The sequence below is a fragment of the Methylobacterium sp. CCH7-A2 genome (assembly GCF_001557075.1).
Lineage (GTDB): Bacteria > Pseudomonadota > Alphaproteobacteria > Rhizobiales > Beijerinckiaceae > Allobosea > Allobosea massiliensis.
In genome coordinates this window covers 39261-53906 of the sequence record NZ_LSKN01000122.1, presented here as the reverse complement: position 1 = coordinate 53906, position 14646 = coordinate 39261, and the positions used below count along the sequence as shown (strand labels likewise).

Sequence of the window (14646 nt, the reverse complement as noted above, 5' to 3'; positions counted from 1 at the left end):
AATCAAATGCGAGAGAGAGCCGCCTCGCTGCGGCCAATGCGGCTCAGGCGGCCTGCGCCGCCGATTCGGACAGGATGGCGTAGATGGCGGCAGGGTCGCGGGCAGCGCGGACCTGCTCCAGGACCGCGGGGTTTCGCAGCACGCGCGCCACCCGGGCCAGCGCCTTGAGATGGTCGGCGCCGGCGCCCTCTGGGGCGATCAGGACGAAGATCAGATCGACGGGCTGGCCGTCGAGCGCATCGAAATCGATCGGCTTCTCCGCCCGGGCGAAGAGGCCGACCAGGCGGTCAATCCCGGCCATCCGGCCATGGGGGATGGCGATGCCGTCACCGATACCGGTGGAGCCGAGGCGCTCGCGCTGCAGCAGCGCCTCGAAGAGATCCCGCTCGGACAGGCCCGTGAGCTGCGCGGCCTGCTGGGCGAGTTCCAGCAGCGCCTGCTTCTTGCCGTTGGCCCGCAACGGCGAGATCACCGCTGCAGGGCTCAGAAGATCGATCAGCGTCATGCGCCAGTCCATGCATGTCCCGTGCCGCGTATCCTGACATGCGACAGGGTCAAGGTTCGGGCCCGCGCGGAACGTCGCCGGACCTATGACAGCGACGCGGGAGGATCGATCCAGCCGATGTTGCCGTCGCGGCGGCGGTATACGACGTTCATCCGGCCATGACCAGCATGGCGGAACATCACGACCGGCGCGCCGGTGAGATCAAGCTCCGCGACGGCGTCGCCGACGGTCATGACATGCAGGGATTTGGTCGATTCCGCCACGATCACGGGGTTGTCGCCGGCGCCCTCGACCTCAACCTCCTCGAAATCCTCATCCGGGGCGGCAATGACATAGCTGGGGATTTCGAGCGCGGGCTCGCGACCATTGGCGCTGGCCGAGCGGTCCTTGAGCCGTCGCTTGTAGCGACGCAGACGCTTCTCGATGCGCTCCGCCATCTTGTCCAGGCTGGCATAGGCATCGTGCGCCGTGCCGGACGCCTCGAGCGTGATGCCGGACGACAGGTGCAGGACGCCGTCCGTCTTGAACGCGGTCCCGTCCTTGCCGACGGTCACATGGCCCTGGTAGCCGCCTTCGTAATACTTGCCGAGAGCGGCGGCGACGCGGGCCTCGGCCTGGCCGCGCAGGGCCTCGCCGACATCGAGGTTCTTGCCGGAGATTCGCAGGCTCATGGAGTGCTTCCCCTTCTTAGCCACGGCCGGGAGATCGACCGTCTTTGGGAGCTAAGAACTCGCTACCGGGTCTGTCAATGATATGGCCCAAAGCCGTCGCAGGCGTGGCGAAGGGGCGCTCAGCGACTGCCCATCGCCATCGCGACCTTTTCGCGGCGGCGCTCCATCGAGGAGGGGATGCGCAGAGATTCGCGATACTTCGCGACGGTGCGGCGGGCGATGTCGATCCCGCCCTCCTTCAGCCGGGCCACGATCGCATCGTCCGAGAGCACATCGGCGGGTGCCTCGTCGTCGATCATCTGCCGGATGCGGAACCGCACGGCCTCGGCCGAATGCGCCTCGCCATAGCCGGTCGCGGCGATGGCGGCGGAGAAGAAGTATTTCATCTCGAAAACGCCGCGTGAGCAGATCAGGTATTTGTTCGAGGTCACGCGCGAGACGGTGGATTCATGCATGCCGATGGCGTCGGCGACGGTCTTCAGGTTGAGCGGGCGCAGATGCTCGACGCCATGGGCGAAGAATCCGTCCTGCTGGCGGACGATCTCGCTCGCCACCTTCAGGATGGTCCTGGCCCGCTGCTCGAGCGAGCGGGTCAGCCAGTTGGCGGTCTGCAGGCATTCGGCGATGAAGGCCTTCTCCTCGTCACTGCGCGCCGCCTTCGAGACCCGCGCGTGATAAGTCTGGTTCACCAGCACGCGGGGCAGCGTATCCGGGTTCAGATCGACGAGCCATGAACCGTCCGGCGCGGCGCGGATGAAGACATCCGGCACCACCGTCTCGGCCGCCGAGCCGCCGAAGCCGCGGCCGGGCTTGGGGTCGAGGCGCCGGATCTCGGCCACCATGTCGGCGATGTCCTCGTCATCGACCCCGCAAAGCCGCTTGAGGGCGGCGAAGTCGCGCTTGGCGACGAGGTGAAGGTTCGCCACCAGGGTCTGCATGGCCGGGTCGAAACGATCGCGGTCCCGCAGCTGGATCGACAGGCACTCGGCCACGTCACGCGCCGCGACGCCGGAGGGATCGAAGCTCTGGACGATCCGCAGCACGCCCTCGACCCGTTCCACCGGGACACCGAGCCGCTCCGCGATCTCGGGCAGAGGCTCGCCCAGATAACCGGAATCGTCGACCGCATCGATCAGATGGCGGCCGATGAGCCGCTCGGCCGGATCATGGACGGCGAGATCGAGCTGCGCGCTGAGATGATCGTGAAGCGAGACATCAGCCGTCAGACCGCTCTCGAACCCGTCCGGCCCTTCCTCAAAGGACCCTCCCGAGCCGCCATAGGCCCCGCCGATGATCGGCAGGCTGTCGGCACCGCTGCTGTCGAGCCGCGCCACGGTGGGCTGTTCGCTCTGGAAAACATTGTCGAGGCCGGTGCCGAGACGCGTCTCCATGCCTTCCTGGCTGTTGAGGCTCTCGGCCCGGTCGTAGCTCTCCTGATCGGCGGCATGGGCGCTGTCTGCGGCCGCCTGCAACGGCCCCTCCGAGACGTCCTCCCGCTCCAGCAGCGGGTTGCGCTCGAGTTCGCCCTCGACGAAGTTCTGGAGTTCGAGATGCGACAATTGCAGAAGCTTGATCGCCTGCAGCAGTTGCGGCGTCATCACCAGGGATTGCCCCTGGCGCAGCTCCATGCGCGGCATCATCGCCATGCGCGTCAGACCTTCCCGACCCAGCGTCCCGAAACGGCACGCTTCTTGCTTTGAAGGTCAGCCTAGCGCTGTGCTCGCCATCCGTCAAAGGCCTTTGGCGGTCTTTGCCGTGCGAAGTTAATGCGGCGCACCATTATCTCGCAAGTGCGATATGACAATCGGCCAGATCGACGGCATTGCCGGTCGCGGGATGGCGTCCGAAGCGGGCGTCCGCGTTCGGCTCAGAGGCGGAAATCTTCGCCCAAATAGACGCGGCGCACATCGGGATTGGCGATGATCTCGGCCGGCGAACCTTCGGTCAGCACCCGGCCCGAATGGATGATATAGGCGCGATCGACCAGACCGAGCGTCTCGCGGACATTGTGGTCGGTGATCAGCACGCCGATGCCGCGGTCGGTGAGCTGCCGGACCAGCGCCTGAATGTCGCCGACCGCGATCGGGTCGATGCCGGCGAAGGGCTCGTCGAGCAGGATGAAGGAGGGCTTGCCGGCGAGCGCGCGCGCAATCTCGCAGCGCCGGCGCTCACCGCCCGACAGCGCGATCGAGGGCGCCTTGCGGAGGCGGGCGATGGTGAACTCCTCCAGCAGCTGGTCGAGCTGCCGCTCGCGCTCACGACGATCGGGCTCGACCACCTCGAGCACCGCCCGGATATTGTCTTCCACGCTCAGCCCGCGGAAGATCGAGGCTTCCTGGGGCAGATAGCCGATGCCGAGCCGCGCCCGCTGGTACATCGGCAGCTGGGTGATGTCGTTTCCTTCCAGCGAGATCGTGCCGAGATCGGCCGCGACCAGCCCGGTGATCATGTAGAAGATCGTCGTCTTGCCGGCGCCGTTGGGGCCGAGCAGGCCGACCGCCTCGCCCTGGCGCAGCGACAGGCTGGCGTCGCTGACGACGGTGCGGCCACCATAGCTCTTGCGCAGACCCGTGACGGACAGGATGCCCGGGCCGCCCAGCGCGGTGACGCCCGCCGAGTCCTCCTCCCGAGCCTCCTTCTCCGACCGGCGGAAGAGCCGTCCGAGCAGGTTCGCCCCGCGCCGGGCGGTCGAAGGCGCCTCGCGCCCGGGTGCGGTCACGCTTTGCGAAATGTCGGAGAGAGTCACGTGGAGGGGTGCGCCTGGACTGGAGAGATCGAGAGGGACGCGCGCCGAGCGCGCGCGGGATCGGCCGCTCAGTTGGTCGGTGGGGTCGCGGGCTTGGCGCCGGGCGTGCCCTTGTTGGCATCGGCTGCGTTCGGCACGAAGAAGCCCTGCACACGACCACCCTTGTTGGTCTCGACATTGGCGATGCCGGTGACGGTGTTGTAGGTCAGCTTCTCGCCGCGCGTGATGTTGGGCCCGTCGTTCAGCGCGACATTGCCGGTCATGATGACGGTATTGGTCGAACGGTCGAACACCGCATTGTCGGAGGTCGCGGCCTGGGTTTTCGACACGACCGTCACCGGCCCCTTGCATTCGATGCGCTTGATCGAGCTGTCGTTGCCCTGCCCCGGCGCAGCCGCCGGCGTGGGCGTTGCCGGCTTGGCGCCGGCGCCCTGGCCGCCCCGCCCCTCATAGAACACGGTCATGACCGTGCAGCGGACCGTGGTCTCGCCCTGGACCGCGACCACATTGCCACTGAAGACCGCACGGTTCTCCTTGTCGAGCACGTCCAGCTTGTCGGCATCGATCTTGATCGGCTCCTTGCTGTCTCCGCCGAGACCGCCGAGCGGCGAGCTGGCATTGCCGCCGCGCGCCTTGGCCTGCGCCATCGCCTGCTGAGGCCCCATAGCGGCCATCAGCAGGGCGAATACGCCGGCCGTGGCGGCAAGGCAGGAGAGCAGGGAGATACGGGCGGAAGTCTGCATGGTCACTGTCCTGTCGCGCGGGAGGGGCCGGCAGCCGCCGATCCCTGCGTGCCCGCTCCTGAGAGACCCGACCGGAGCAGTTCCGGTTGCGGGGTGCTGCCCTCGCGCTCGGGGCCGGCGATGGTGCCGGCCGGAGCATTGGGGATATAGGCGCGCACGCGCCCCTGGAAAACGATCAGCGCGCCGTTGTCCTTCACATCGAGCGAGTCGGCATCGACGGTGGTGGTTCCGAGGCTGACCTTGACGGGCTCCTTCGAGACGACCGTGCCGCCCTTGAAGTCGACATCGGCCGTCTTCATGCGGATGTCATGGCCGTTCTCGGTCCGGACATGGACATCGTCGACCAGCTTCAGCTTTTCCTTCTGGGTGTCGAAGAGGCCGCTCTTGGCGTTGACCGTCACCCAGCCTTCGCGCTCCATCTGGAGCCGCGCGGTAAGTTGCTGGAGTTCGACCTGTGTGGGGTTGCGGATTTCCTGCAAGGCGGCCTCGGCGGTCACCTCATAGGGCCGGTTGTCCTTGCGATAGCCCGACAGGCGCGGCGTATCCATCTTGACCTTGCCGCCGGAGATCCCGACCGCGCCGAGCGAAACGCTGGCCACGCCACTGAGCGGGGTGAAGAACGGCACCACCAGCAGGGAGACGACCGCGATAGCCGCTCCCACGGGAATCGCCTTGCGCAGGAAATGAACGAGCCGCGTGTGCCGGCGTGCCGCGCCGAACGCCGCCTGCCGCCGCGCCGCCGGCCCGTTGGGGCGGGCGGCCCAGTCATTGGTTGTCATCGCCACAGTCATGCCCCGCGGAATGGCAGTCGCAAACGGCTTTTTCGTGTCGTGCGGCGAACGCGCCCCCGTCGGACACCGCGGTCAAACTGACGCAAGAAGGCTTAGAATTTGTCAAGCATGAGCAAAGATGTCGTTTTCGGACCAACCGGCGAGATCCAGCTCCGCCCGGAAGGGCAGGAAGTCGAAGCAGGCCCTGGCGAGATGGGTGCGCCCCTCGCGCGCCAGCATCGCCTCGAGACGCCCATGCAGGGCATGCAGATGCAGCACGTCGGAGGCGGCGTAAGCCAGTTGCGCCTCGCTCAGAGTCTCGGCGCCCCAATCGGAGGATTGCTGCTGCTTGGAGAGTTCGATCCCGAGCAACTCGCGAACCAGATCCTTCAGGCCGTGTCGGTCGGTATAGGTGCGCGTGAGCTTCGAGGCGATCTTGGTGCAGTAGACCGGGCCGGTGACGACGCCGAAGGCATGGCGCAGCACCGCGACGTCGAACCGGGCGAAGTGGAACAACTTGAGCACGGCGGGATCCTGCAGCAGGCGGATCAGGTTCGCGGGCCTTGGACCGTCCTTCAGGACCTGCACCACATCCGCCGTGCCGTCGCCGCGGGAGAGCTGCACCACGCAGAGGCGGTCGCGATGCGGGTTGAGGCCGAGCGTCTCGGTGTCGATGGCGATGCTGGCCCCGGCGTCGAAGCCGTCCGGCAGATCGCCACGGTGGAATCGGATCGTCATCTCGCAACCTCGCTCGGCACCGTCGCGCCGTTGGCATCCGGGTTCGCGCCCGGCGGTGCCGGCACCCTGCGCCGCAGCTAACGGGGCAGCCGGCCCCGTTCAAGCTCTTTCACGAACCGGCGCTGCACGACGGCGTTAACCTTTTATTCACCATATCCTTCCGGGGCGGCCGCAAGCGTGCCACAACGGCATCATCGGAGCCTGATCGATGACCCTTGTCCGCCTGCTCACCGACTTCGACGGCCGTATCGGCCTCGGCCGCTTCTGGCTCGGCAGCGCCGTCGTCGCGGTCGCCCTGTTCGGCCTTCAGCAGGCTGCACCAGGCCTGTTCGGCCATGGATCCGAGCGCGCCGTGGCCTTCGCGCATGCCTTTGCCCTCTTCCCCTGGGCCGCGCTGGCCGCGAAACGCGCGACCGACCGCGGCAGCAGCGGCCTCTACGGCATCATCCTGGTCTGCGCGATCGTGCTGCCGGGTCAGCTCCGACCCCTCCTGCCGATCGCCTGGGCGCCCTCGCTCGATACGATTTCGCTGATCGCCTGGCTCTTCGCGCTGGTCGATCTCGGCCTGATGCCGTCGGCTCGTGACGAGGAGCCGCTTGCGGCCGGCGGGACCGATGCTAAAGCGGGCGCATGGACACACAGCCCCGCGACCTCCTCGCCTTCGATCCCCTCGACCCCGTCGCGCTGACCCAGGCGCTGGTCCGCTGCCCGTCGGTCACTCCGGCGGAGGGCGGGGCGCTCGGCCTCATCGCCGAGCTGCTGGCGGCCGAGGGCTTCACGGTCGAGCGGCCGGTCTTTTCGGCGGCCGGCACGCCCGATGTCGAGAATCTCTATGCCCGGATCGGGCGCGAGGGCCCCGTCTTCGTCATTGCCGGCCATACCGATGTCGTGCCGGTGGGAGACGCCGGCGCCTGGACGCGCGCCCCCTTCGGCGGGACGATCAGCGACGGCATGCTGCATGGCCGCGGAGCTTGCGACATGAAGGGCGGCCTCGCCGCGATGATCGCGGCGGCGCTCCGTTTCCGCCGCGAGAACCCCGACGCTCCAGGCTCGATCGCGTTTCTCATTACGGGCGACGAGGAGGGACCGGCTGTGAACGGCACCGTCAAGCTGCTCGAATGGGCGCATGCGCGGGGCGAGCGCTTCGACCATTGCCTGCTCGGCGAGCCGACCAATCCGGCGACCATGAGCGACATGATCAAGATCGGCCGACGCGGCTCGCTGACCGGGCGCCTGACCGTCCATGGCAAGCAGGGCCATGTCGGCTATCCGCATCTCGCGGAGAACCCGATCCGCGGGATGGTGCGGCTGCTCGCGGCGCTGGAAGCCACCGCACTCGATAAGGGCACCGCACATTTCGATCCGAGCAATCTGGAAGTCACGACGCTCGACGTCGGCAATCCGGCGACGAATGTCGTGCCCGCGCAGGCCAGGGCCGTCTTCAACATCCGCTTCAACGATGTCTGGACGCCGGAGACTCTCGCGGCCGAGATCGAGCGGCGCCTGCGCGAGGCCGCCGGCAACAGCGTTCGCTACGAAATCGTCTTCGAGCCGACCAATGCGGTCGCGTTCCTGACCGAACCCGGCCCCTTCGTGGCGATGGTCGCCGATGCGGTCGAGGCCGAGACCGGGCGGCGGCCGGCCCTGTCGACAACCGGCGGCACGTCGGATGCGCGCTTCATCAAGAGTTACTGCCCTGTGGTCGAGTACGGCGTGGTCGGCCAGACCATGCATCAGGTCGACGAGCGCGTCGCCGTGGCGGATCTTCTGACCCTCGAGGCGATCACGCATCGCCTGCTGACGAGCTATTTCGCCGCTGCCGGAGCCGATTGACGAGCTTCAGGCGCTGACCCATAGTCATCTTAGACGAAAGTCTAAGGATGGTGGGATGAAGCTCGCGGCCGATGACGTGACGCGCTCGCTGCGCGCCTCCTGGCAGCTGATGGGGCGCGGCGCCGAGGCGCTGGAGGATCTGGAACTGACACGCGGCGGATTCTGGCGCTCTTTCGTCGCCCTGCTGCCGCTGACGCTGCCCGCCGCGATCGCCCTGCTCGCGGCGCTGAGAATTCATGCCGGCCTGCCCAATTCGGCGGGGCTGTTCACCGCTCCGGGCCTGGCGCTGGCGGTTTTCGGGGCGACGCTCGCGAGCATTCTGGCCGTGCCGGCGCTGCTGTTCGCGCTCGCTCCGCATCTCGCGCAAACACCGCGTTTCACCGCCTTCGTCATCGCCTGGAACTGGGCGGGAATCCTGGCGGCCGGTTTGGTCGCCGTTCCGGCTACGGTGTTCGCGATCGGATGGTCCACACCGGGCCTCGCGCTGCTCCAGACGCTCGCCTTCGCCGCCATCGTGCTGCGGCTGCGCTATTGTGTGGCGCGTGCAGCCTTCGGGGCCGGGAGCGGGGTCGCCACGCCCGTGCTGCTGGCCAGCATCGTGGCGGATTACGCGATCCTCCGCTCCTTCGGCTTCATCATCTTCTGAGGCGGCGAGCCCCGACGGGCTTAGTAGTCTACCCCCGCCAGATAGAGCCCGCAGGGCGGCGCCAGCGCCGCGCACTGCGAACGATCCCGCGCCGCCAGCACTTGGCCCAGCTTTTTCTCGGGCCAGCGTCCGGCGCCGACCATCTTCAGGCAGCCGACGATCGAGCGGACCTGATGGTGCAGGAAGGAGCGGGCATGGGCATAGACGACGATCTCCTCGCCCTCGCGGCGGACGTCGAGCCGGTCCAGGGTGCGCATCGGGCTGTTGGCCTGGCACTCGGCGGCGCGGAAGGTGGTGAAGTCGTGATGACCGAGCAGGGCCTTGGCCGAGCGGTCCATCGCTTCGTGATCGAGCTTTACCGGGACATGCCAGAGCCGGTCGCGGTCGAGCGCCGGCTGGGCGCGCCGGTCGAGGATGCGGTAGATGTAGTAGCGGCGCTTGGCCGAGATCCGGGCGTCGAAATCGTCAGGCACGGCCTCGGCGCAGCAGACCGCGACCGGCAGGCGCTTGAGGCGGGCGTTGCTGGCATCGCGCACGACATCGGTGCGCCATTCCTTCTCCAGATCGACATGGGCGACCTGATGAGTGGCGTGGACGCCGGCATCGGTGCGGCCTGCGCAGTGCAGCCTGACCGGATGGTTGCAGAACGCTTGAATCGCTTCCTCGACGCTCTGCTGTACGGACGGGCCATTGAGCTGCCGCTGCCAGCCCGAGAAGGGCGTGCCGTCATATTCGATGACGAGCTTGTAGCGCGGCATCAGAGCTTCTGGCCGGCGGAGAGCCGCGCCCCGCGCAGGAACTCGGCGCCGCTGACCGGCCGCCCGCCGGCCCGCTGGACCTGAAGCAGCTTCACCGCCCCTTCCGCGCAGGCGACGGTGCCTTCGTCGTCGAGCAACATGCCGGGCTCGGCCGCGCCGCCGGCGAGTGCCGTGCGCAAGACCTTGAGCCGCTCGGGGCCCTTGCCGAGATCGATCTCGGCAAAGGCGCCCGGAAAGGGCGCGAGCCCTCGGACGAGATCGTGGACCTGCCGGGCCGGGCGGGCCCAGTTCAGCTTCGCCTCGGCATTGGCGATCTTGGCGGCGTAGGTCACGCCCTCTTCCGGTTGCGGCGTGAACTGCAGGCCGCCGCGCCCGAGCGCGGCGAGCGCACGGACCATCAGATCGGCGCCCAGCGGCGCCAGCCGGTCGTGGAGTTCGCCGGAGGTCATGTCGGGGCCGATCTCCAGCCGCTCGACCATGCCGACGGGGCCGGTGTCGAGGCCCGCCTCCATCTTCATCACACAGACGCCGCTCTCGGCATCGCCGGCCATAACCGCACGCTGGATCGGCGCGGCGCCACGCCAGCGCGGCAGCAGCGAGGCATGCAGGTTGAGGCAGCCGAGCTCCGGAATGTCGAGGATCGCCTGTGGCAGGATCATGCCATAGGCGACGACGACCGCGACATCGGCCTGATGGGAGGCGATCTGCTCGGCCACCTCGGGCGTCTTCAGGGTCGAGGGCGTGAAGACGGGGATGCCGAAGCGCTCGGCCGCCCTGTGCACCGGCGAGGGTTTCAGTTCGAGGCCCCGTCCCGCCTGCGCCGGGGCGCGGGTGTAGCAGCTGACGACCTCGTGCCCCTGGCCGATGATTTCGGTCAGCGTCGGCACCGCGAAATCGGGCGTGCCCATGAAGATGACGCGCAAACTCATACGCTGGATGTTACCTCAATCGCGCCCGCCATTCCGGGCGTAGCAAAGCGAGGACCCGGAATCCATCATAGGATGCCTGAGCCCTCCGATGGATTCCGGATCGGCGCCGCTGGCGCGGCTCGTCCGGATGACGGCGGCTTGCTCTCGCTGTCCCGTCACCCCTCGCGTCGCGCCTGCTTGGCGAAGCGCTTGGTGACGCGCTCGCGCTTGAGGCGCGAGAGATGGTCGATGAACAGCACGCCGTTCAGATGGTCGATCTCATGCTGGATGCAGGTGGCGAGCAGGCCGTCGGCCTCGATCTCCTGCCGCTGTCCGTCGAGATCGGTGTAGGCGACCCTGACCGAAGCCGGCCTCTCGACCTCCTCATAATATTCCGGGATCGAGAGGCAGCCTTCCTCGTAGACGCTGCGCTCCTCCGAGGACCAGGTGATCTCCGGGTTGATGAAGGCCATCGGATTGCGCGGCTGCCGGTCGCGCTTCTCCTGGCTGTCGGCTGCGTCGGAAGTTTCGTCCTCGCCAGCAGCGGCGTCCTCCGGCTCAGGCGCGCGCTTGGCCACGTCGAGCGTCACCACGCGCTTGGGTACGCCGATCTGGATGGCGGCCAGCCCAATCCCGGGCGCGTCGTACATCGTCTCGAACATGTCGGCGACGAGGGTGCGGATCTCGGGCGTGATCTCGGCCACGGGGGCGGACACCAACCGAAGCTGGGAGTCTGGCAGGATGACGAGCGGGCGGATGGCCATGGGGCTGTGTCTGCGCGGTTTCTCGGGTGGTGGACGGGCCACATAAGCGCTCGCGCATCGCGGGTCAAACCGTTCCGCTTTCGTTCGAATTGATTCACCCGAATCGGCTATCCTGCCGCGATGACAGAGATCGCTTTCACCCTCCTCGACCGGCCCGTGACCTGGGCGCAGGCCGCGCTCGGCTTCGGCGTCTCGACGCTCGGGCTGCTCCTGCTGCTAGCGCTGTCGGCCTGGCGCGGCAGCCGCAGACGGGCGCTGGAGGCGCTGATCGCCGCCGAGCGCGCCCGCGAGACCGACGACAAGGTCGCCGAGATGAACCGGCTCCAGGCGGAGTTGACCGGCCGGATGCAGACCATGGCCGAGATCCTCTCGACGCGGCAGGGCGATCTCGCACGCCTCGTCGCCGATCGCATGGAGGGGCTGCGCCATCAGGTCGGCCAGGGTCTGGAGCAGAATGTCCGCCAGACCACCGAAAGCCTGGGCAAGCTGCAGGAGCGGCTCGCGGTAATCGACAGCGCTCAGAAGAACCTGACCAGCCTCACCTCCGAAGTGGTGACGCTGCGCGACGTGCTCTCCAACAAGCAGGCGCGCGGCGCCTACGGCCAGGGTCGCATGGAGGCGATCATCCGGGACGGGCTGCCCGGCGCCTTCTTCGCCTTCCAGCCGCAGCTCTCCAACGGCAACCGGCCGGACTGCCTGGTGACGCTGCCCGGCGACGGGCGCGGGCTCGTCATCGACGCCAAGTTCCCGCTGGAGAGCTTCACGCAATTGCGGGAGGCCCGTGGCGAGGAGGCGCGAAAGGCCGCCTCCGCACGCGTCCGCAACGATGTCGGCGTGCACGTGAAGGACATCGCCGAGCGCTATTTCCTGCCCGGCGAGACCCAGGACCTCGCCCTGCTCTTCGTGCCGTCAGAATCGATCTATGCCGATTTGCACGAGCATTTCGACGATGTGATCCAGAAGGCGCATCGCGCGCGGATCATGATCGTCTCGCCCTCGCTGCTGGCGCTCGCGATCCAGCTCATGCAGTCGCTGGTGCGCGATGCGCGGATGCGGGAAGAGGCGCAGGTGATCCAGAGCGAGGTCGGCAAGCTGCTGGCCGATGTCCGGCGGCTGGCCGAGCGGGCGGAGAAGCTCGATCAGCATTTCCGCCAGGCGCAGGACGATGTGGCCGGGCTGCGCACCTCGGCCGGCAAGATCGCCAGCCGCGGCGAGCGCATCGTGGCGCTCGATTTCGACGAGGCGAAGGGCGAGCCGACGCTGCCCTTCGCCGAGGGTTTGACCCTGAAGAAGGCCGCGGAGTGAGCGGCCGGGCGATCAGGCGACCGAAAGGGTCGCGCTGATCTCGGGCTTCACATTGAGCGTCTGGAAGACGACGCAGTAGCGCTCGGTCAGCTTCAGCAGCGTGTCGAGCTTCTCCTGCGGCGCGTCGGTCTCGACCTCGAAGGACAGCCGGATCGCCTTGAAGCCGACCGCGGCGTCCTTGGCGACGCCGAGCGTGCCGCGGAAGTCGAGATCGCCCTCGGCATGGACGACGCCCTTCTTCAGCTCGATCTCGAGCGCGGTCGCCACCGCCTTCAGGGTGACGCCGGCGCAGGCGACGAGGGCCTCCAGCAGCATGTCGCCCGAGCAGAGTTCGGCGCCTGAGCCGCCAGTGGCCGGGTGCAGCCCCGCCAGCGCGATCGCACGGCCGGTCTCGACCTTACAGGCGATATGCTGGTCGTCGAGTTCGCCCTTGGCCTTCAGGGTGACGACGGCCGCATTGGGGTCCGAACGGTAGGCGTCCTTGAGCGGGGCCTGCAGGGCGCGAAGAGCGGTGACGTCCATGGTGTCAGAACCTCAAGTCGAATGAACCTGTGGGATGCGCTGATAGAGGCTCGAGCGGTCACAGGCCACCGGAAAGCGATGCCCCGTGACGCGACTCACCACCACATCCCGGCCGTCTCCGCGGCCTTCTGCTGGTGCGGGGCCTCGTCACGCAGCGAACGATCCAGGCTGCGCAGCACCTCGCGCTTGGCGGCCTCGAACGCCGGCGAGAGCCGGTCGCGCGGGCGGGCGAGCGGGTTGTCGAATTCGTCGAAGATGCGGCCGGGCTTGGGCTGCATCACCACGATCCGGTCCGCCAGCGTCACCGCCTCCTCGACGTCATGGGTGACCATGACCACCGTCGGCCGGCTTTCGACCCACAGGGCGAGCAGGTGGCCATGGAGGCTGGCGCGGGTGGTGGCGTCGAGCGCGGAGAAGGGCTCGTCCATCAAGAGCAGCTTGGGGCGCGTGACGAGGGCGCGCGCGATGGCGACGCGCTGCTGCTGACCGCCCGAAAGCTCGCGCGGCCAGCGCCGGTCATAACCGCCAAGGCCCACCCGCACGAGCGCGTTGGTGACCAGTCCCTCCCGCTCGAAGGCCGAGAGATGCGAGAGACCGAAGCCGACATTCTCCGCAACCGAGAGCCAGGGAAAGAGTCGCGGCTCCTGGAAGATCACGCCGACATCGGCGCGCGGCTCGGCGATCGTGTCGCCGTCGAGCAGGATGCGCCCGGCGCTCGGCCGGTCGAGGCCGGCGATCAGCCGCAGCAAGGTGGTCTTGCCGCAGCCCGAGCCGCCGACGAGCGCGAGAATCTCCCCCTGCGCGACGTCGAGCGTGATGGCCGACAGCGCCTGCGTGCCGTCGGCATAGGTTTTCGACAGGGTCTCGAAGCTCAGCATCGAGGGCTCACTCAGAGTTTGTCGCGGGCCGTGTCCTGCCAGGCGAGAACCGGCCGCGTGAGGGCGACGAGCAGGCCATCGGCCAGCTTTCCGAGGACGGCGAAGCTGATGATGGCCGCAATGATGGTGTCGGGCCGGCCGAGCTGCTGGCCATCGACGAGGAGGTAGCCGAGCCCTTCGCTGGCGCCCATGATCTCGGCCGCGACCACGAACATGAAGCCCAGCCCCAGCCCCGAGCGCAGCGCGGTGATCCAGGCCGGCAGGATTGCCGGCAGCAGAACCCGTCGCGCCATCGCCAGCCGGCCGAGCCGGAAGACACGGCCGACCTCGACGATCTTGCGGTCGATGCCCTGGATCGCCGCAGCGACCCCGAGATAGACCGGGAAGAACACGCCGACCGCGATCAGCGCGACCTTCGACGCCTCGAAGATGCCGAGCCAGAGGATGAAGAGCGGCACCCAGGCGATCGAGGGGATGGCGCGCAGGGCCTGAAGCGTCGGGTCGATCAGGCCGCGCGCCACCGGAAGCGCACCGGTGATGGCGCCGAGCAGGGTGCCCGCCGCCGCACCGAGAGCAAACCCGGCCGCAACCCGCCAGAGCGTCGCCGCGGCATGGGTGAAGAGTTCGCCCGAAGCCGCGAGAGACCACAGGGTGGCCCCGACCACGCTCGGCGGCGGCATCAGCCGGCCATTGGCGAAGCCGGATCTGACGGCGACCTCCCACAGCACGGCCAGAACGACCGGCAGCGCAAACCCCGCCAGCGCCAGGCCGGGACGACGGGGCCGAGGCCGGGCTGGATCGCCCTGCTCGCCCAGCCCTGCCGTCTCGATCCCGAGCGCGCTCATCCGATCCCAGCGTG

At 68.2% G+C, this 14646-nt stretch carries 17 protein-coding genes; 4 read left to right on the top strand and 13 right to left on the bottom strand.

Features of this window, described 5'->3' with window-relative positions; translation table 11 throughout:
- Positions 1–43: 43 nt before the first annotated feature.
- The 7 genes from ptsN to AX750_RS10685 all read right to left on the bottom strand — a co-directional run bounded on the left by ptsN (position 44) and on the right by AX750_RS10685 (position 6173).
- Positions 44–505, bottom strand: coding sequence for a PTS IIA-like nitrogen regulatory protein PtsN (gene ptsN / locus AX750_RS10715; protein ID WP_066721717.1), 462 nt, complete (start codon positions 503–505; stop codon positions 44–46).
- A gap of 83 nt (positions 506–588) precedes the next feature.
- Entirely contained in the window at positions 589–1176 is a 588-nt protein-coding gene (raiA, locus tag AX750_RS10710; RefSeq protein ID WP_066721651.1) for a ribosome-associated translation inhibitor RaiA, read from the bottom strand.
- A 119-nt stretch (positions 1177–1295) separates the two neighbouring features.
- The gene (gene rpoN / locus AX750_RS10705; protein ID WP_066721653.1) at positions 1296–2822 is read right to left on the bottom strand and encodes an RNA polymerase factor sigma-54; all 1527 of its coding nucleotides are present in this window, start codon (positions 2820–2822) and stop codon (positions 1296–1298) included.
- 221 nt (positions 2823–3043) lie between these two features.
- Positions 3044–3895: an LPS export ABC transporter ATP-binding protein gene (lptB, locus tag AX750_RS10700; protein WP_066721655.1), complete on the bottom strand. Its 852-nt coding sequence runs from the start codon at positions 3893–3895 to the stop codon at positions 3044–3046.
- 95 nt (positions 3896–3990) lie between these two features.
- A complete protein-coding gene (locus tag AX750_RS10695; protein ID WP_066721657.1) occupies positions 3991–4665 on the bottom strand; it encodes an LptA/OstA family protein in 675 nt (224 codons plus the stop codon).
- Between the two features lie 2 nt (positions 4666–4667).
- Positions 4668–5444, bottom strand: coding sequence for an LPS export ABC transporter periplasmic protein LptC (lptC, locus tag AX750_RS10690; RefSeq protein ID WP_197426640.1), 777 nt, complete (start codon positions 5442–5444; stop codon positions 4668–4670).
- 114 nt (positions 5445–5558) lie between these two features.
- Complete coding sequence (locus AX750_RS10685; RefSeq protein ID WP_066721659.1) at positions 5559–6173, bottom strand: ribonuclease D; 615 nt, start codon at positions 6171–6173, stop codon at positions 5559–5561.
- A gap of 208 nt (positions 6174–6381) precedes the next feature.
- Here AX750_RS10685 and AX750_RS10680 point away from each other — a divergent pair, with 208 nt between their 5' ends.
- The 3 genes from AX750_RS10680 to AX750_RS10670 are packed head-to-tail and all read left to right on the top strand — an operon-like array spanning position 6382 to position 8652.
- Positions 6382–6861 (top strand): DUF805 domain-containing protein, encoded by a 480-nt coding sequence (locus AX750_RS10680; protein ID WP_066721660.1) that lies wholly within the window; start codon positions 6382–6384, stop codon positions 6859–6861.
- The gene (gene dapE, locus AX750_RS10675) at positions 6804–8006 is read left to right on the top strand and encodes a succinyl-diaminopimelate desuccinylase (RefSeq protein WP_066721662.1); all 1203 of its coding nucleotides are present in this window, start codon (positions 6804–6806) and stop codon (positions 8004–8006) included. Before AX750_RS10680 ends, dapE begins: the two co-directional genes overlap by 58 nt.
- 55 nt (positions 8007–8061) lie before the next feature.
- The gene (locus AX750_RS10670; RefSeq protein ID WP_066721664.1) at positions 8062–8652 is read left to right on the top strand and encodes a hypothetical protein; all 591 of its coding nucleotides are present in this window, start codon (positions 8062–8064) and stop codon (positions 8650–8652) included.
- Between the two features lie 20 nt (positions 8653–8672).
- Here the strand turns inward: AX750_RS10670 and truA are convergent, their stop codons facing one another.
- The 3 genes from truA to def all read right to left on the bottom strand — a co-directional run bounded on the left by truA (position 8673) and on the right by def (position 11082).
- Complete coding sequence (gene truA / locus AX750_RS10665) at positions 8673–9410, bottom strand: tRNA pseudouridine(38-40) synthase TruA (protein ID WP_066721666.1); 738 nt, start codon at positions 9408–9410, stop codon at positions 8673–8675.
- Positions 9410–10339, bottom strand: coding sequence for a methionyl-tRNA formyltransferase (fmt, locus tag AX750_RS10660; RefSeq protein ID WP_066721667.1), 930 nt, complete (start codon positions 10337–10339; stop codon positions 9410–9412). Before fmt ends, truA begins: the two co-directional genes overlap by 1 nt.
- Positions 10340–10494: 155 nt before the next feature.
- A complete protein-coding gene (gene def / locus AX750_RS10655; protein ID WP_066721669.1) occupies positions 10495–11082 on the bottom strand; it encodes a peptide deformylase in 588 nt (195 codons plus the stop codon).
- A gap of 120 nt (positions 11083–11202) precedes the next feature.
- On the opposite strand from def, the gene rmuC reads away from it, so the two are divergent.
- The gene (gene rmuC, locus AX750_RS10650) at positions 11203–12387 is read left to right on the top strand and encodes a DNA recombination protein RmuC (RefSeq protein WP_066721671.1); all 1185 of its coding nucleotides are present in this window, start codon (positions 11203–11205) and stop codon (positions 12385–12387) included.
- A 12-nt stretch (positions 12388–12399) separates the two neighbouring features.
- Here the strand turns inward: rmuC and AX750_RS10645 are convergent, their stop codons facing one another.
- From AX750_RS10645 to AX750_RS10635, 3 genes are all read right to left on the bottom strand, one after another.
- Positions 12400–12909 carry an OsmC family protein gene (locus AX750_RS10645; protein WP_066721673.1) on the bottom strand — a complete coding sequence of 170 codons (510 nt, stop codon included), beginning with the start codon at positions 12907–12909 and terminating at the stop codon, positions 12400–12402.
- Positions 12910–13004: 95 nt separating this feature from the next.
- On the bottom strand, positions 13005–13787 hold the full coding sequence (locus tag AX750_RS10640; RefSeq protein WP_066721675.1) for an ABC transporter ATP-binding protein: 783 nt from the start codon (positions 13785–13787) through the stop codon (positions 13005–13007).
- An 11-nt stretch (positions 13788–13798) separates the two neighbouring features.
- Positions 13799–14632, bottom strand: coding sequence for an ABC transporter permease (locus tag AX750_RS10635; protein ID WP_082737554.1), 834 nt, complete (start codon positions 14630–14632; stop codon positions 13799–13801).
- Positions 14633–14646: the final 14 nt, after the last annotated feature.

Excerpts from the sequence above, each read along its gene's own strand:
- ptsN (WP_066721717.1), bottom strand. The coding sequence starts at position 505 with ATGACGCTGATCGATCTTCTGAGCCCTGCAGCGGTGATCTCGCCGTTG.
- raiA (WP_066721651.1), bottom strand. The coding sequence starts at position 1,176 with ATGAGCCTGCGAATCTCCGGCAAGAACCTCGATGTCGGCGAGGCCCTG.
- rpoN (WP_066721653.1), bottom strand. The coding sequence starts at position 2,822 with ATGGCGATGATGCCGCGCATGGAGCTGCGCCAGGGGCAATCCCTGGTG.
- AX750_RS10695 (WP_066721657.1), bottom strand. The coding sequence starts at position 4,665 with ATGCAGACTTCCGCCCGTATCTCCCTGCTCTCCTGCCTTGCCGCCACG.
- lptC (WP_197426640.1), bottom strand. The coding sequence starts at position 5,444 with ATGACAACCAATGACTGGGCCGCCCGCCCCAACGGGCCGGCGGCGCGG.
- AX750_RS10685 (WP_066721659.1), bottom strand. The coding sequence starts at position 6,173 with ATGACGATCCGATTCCACCGTGGCGATCTGCCGGACGGCTTCGACGCC.
- AX750_RS10680 (WP_066721660.1), top strand. The coding sequence starts at position 6,382 with ATGACCCTTGTCCGCCTGCTCACCGACTTCGACGGCCGTATCGGCCTC.
- dapE (WP_066721662.1), top strand. The coding sequence starts at position 6,804 with ATGGACACACAGCCCCGCGACCTCCTCGCCTTCGATCCCCTCGACCCC.
- AX750_RS10670 (WP_066721664.1), top strand. The coding sequence starts at position 8,062 with ATGAAGCTCGCGGCCGATGACGTGACGCGCTCGCTGCGCGCCTCCTGG.
- truA (WP_066721666.1), bottom strand. The coding sequence starts at position 9,410 with ATGCCGCGCTACAAGCTCGTCATCGAATATGACGGCACGCCCTTCTCG.
- fmt (WP_066721667.1), bottom strand. The coding sequence starts at position 10,339 with ATGAGTTTGCGCGTCATCTTCATGGGCACGCCCGATTTCGCGGTGCCG.
- def (WP_066721669.1), bottom strand. The coding sequence starts at position 11,082 with ATGGCCATCCGCCCGCTCGTCATCCTGCCAGACTCCCAGCTTCGGTTG.
- rmuC (WP_066721671.1), top strand. The coding sequence starts at position 11,203 with ATGACAGAGATCGCTTTCACCCTCCTCGACCGGCCCGTGACCTGGGCG.
- AX750_RS10645 (WP_066721673.1), bottom strand. The coding sequence starts at position 12,909 with ATGGACGTCACCGCTCTTCGCGCCCTGCAGGCCCCGCTCAAGGACGCC.
- AX750_RS10640 (WP_066721675.1), bottom strand. The coding sequence starts at position 13,787 with ATGCTGAGCTTCGAGACCCTGTCGAAAACCTATGCCGACGGCACGCAG.
- AX750_RS10635 (WP_082737554.1), bottom strand. The coding sequence starts at position 14,632 with ATGAGCGCGCTCGGGATCGAGACGGCAGGGCTGGGCGAGCAGGGCGAT.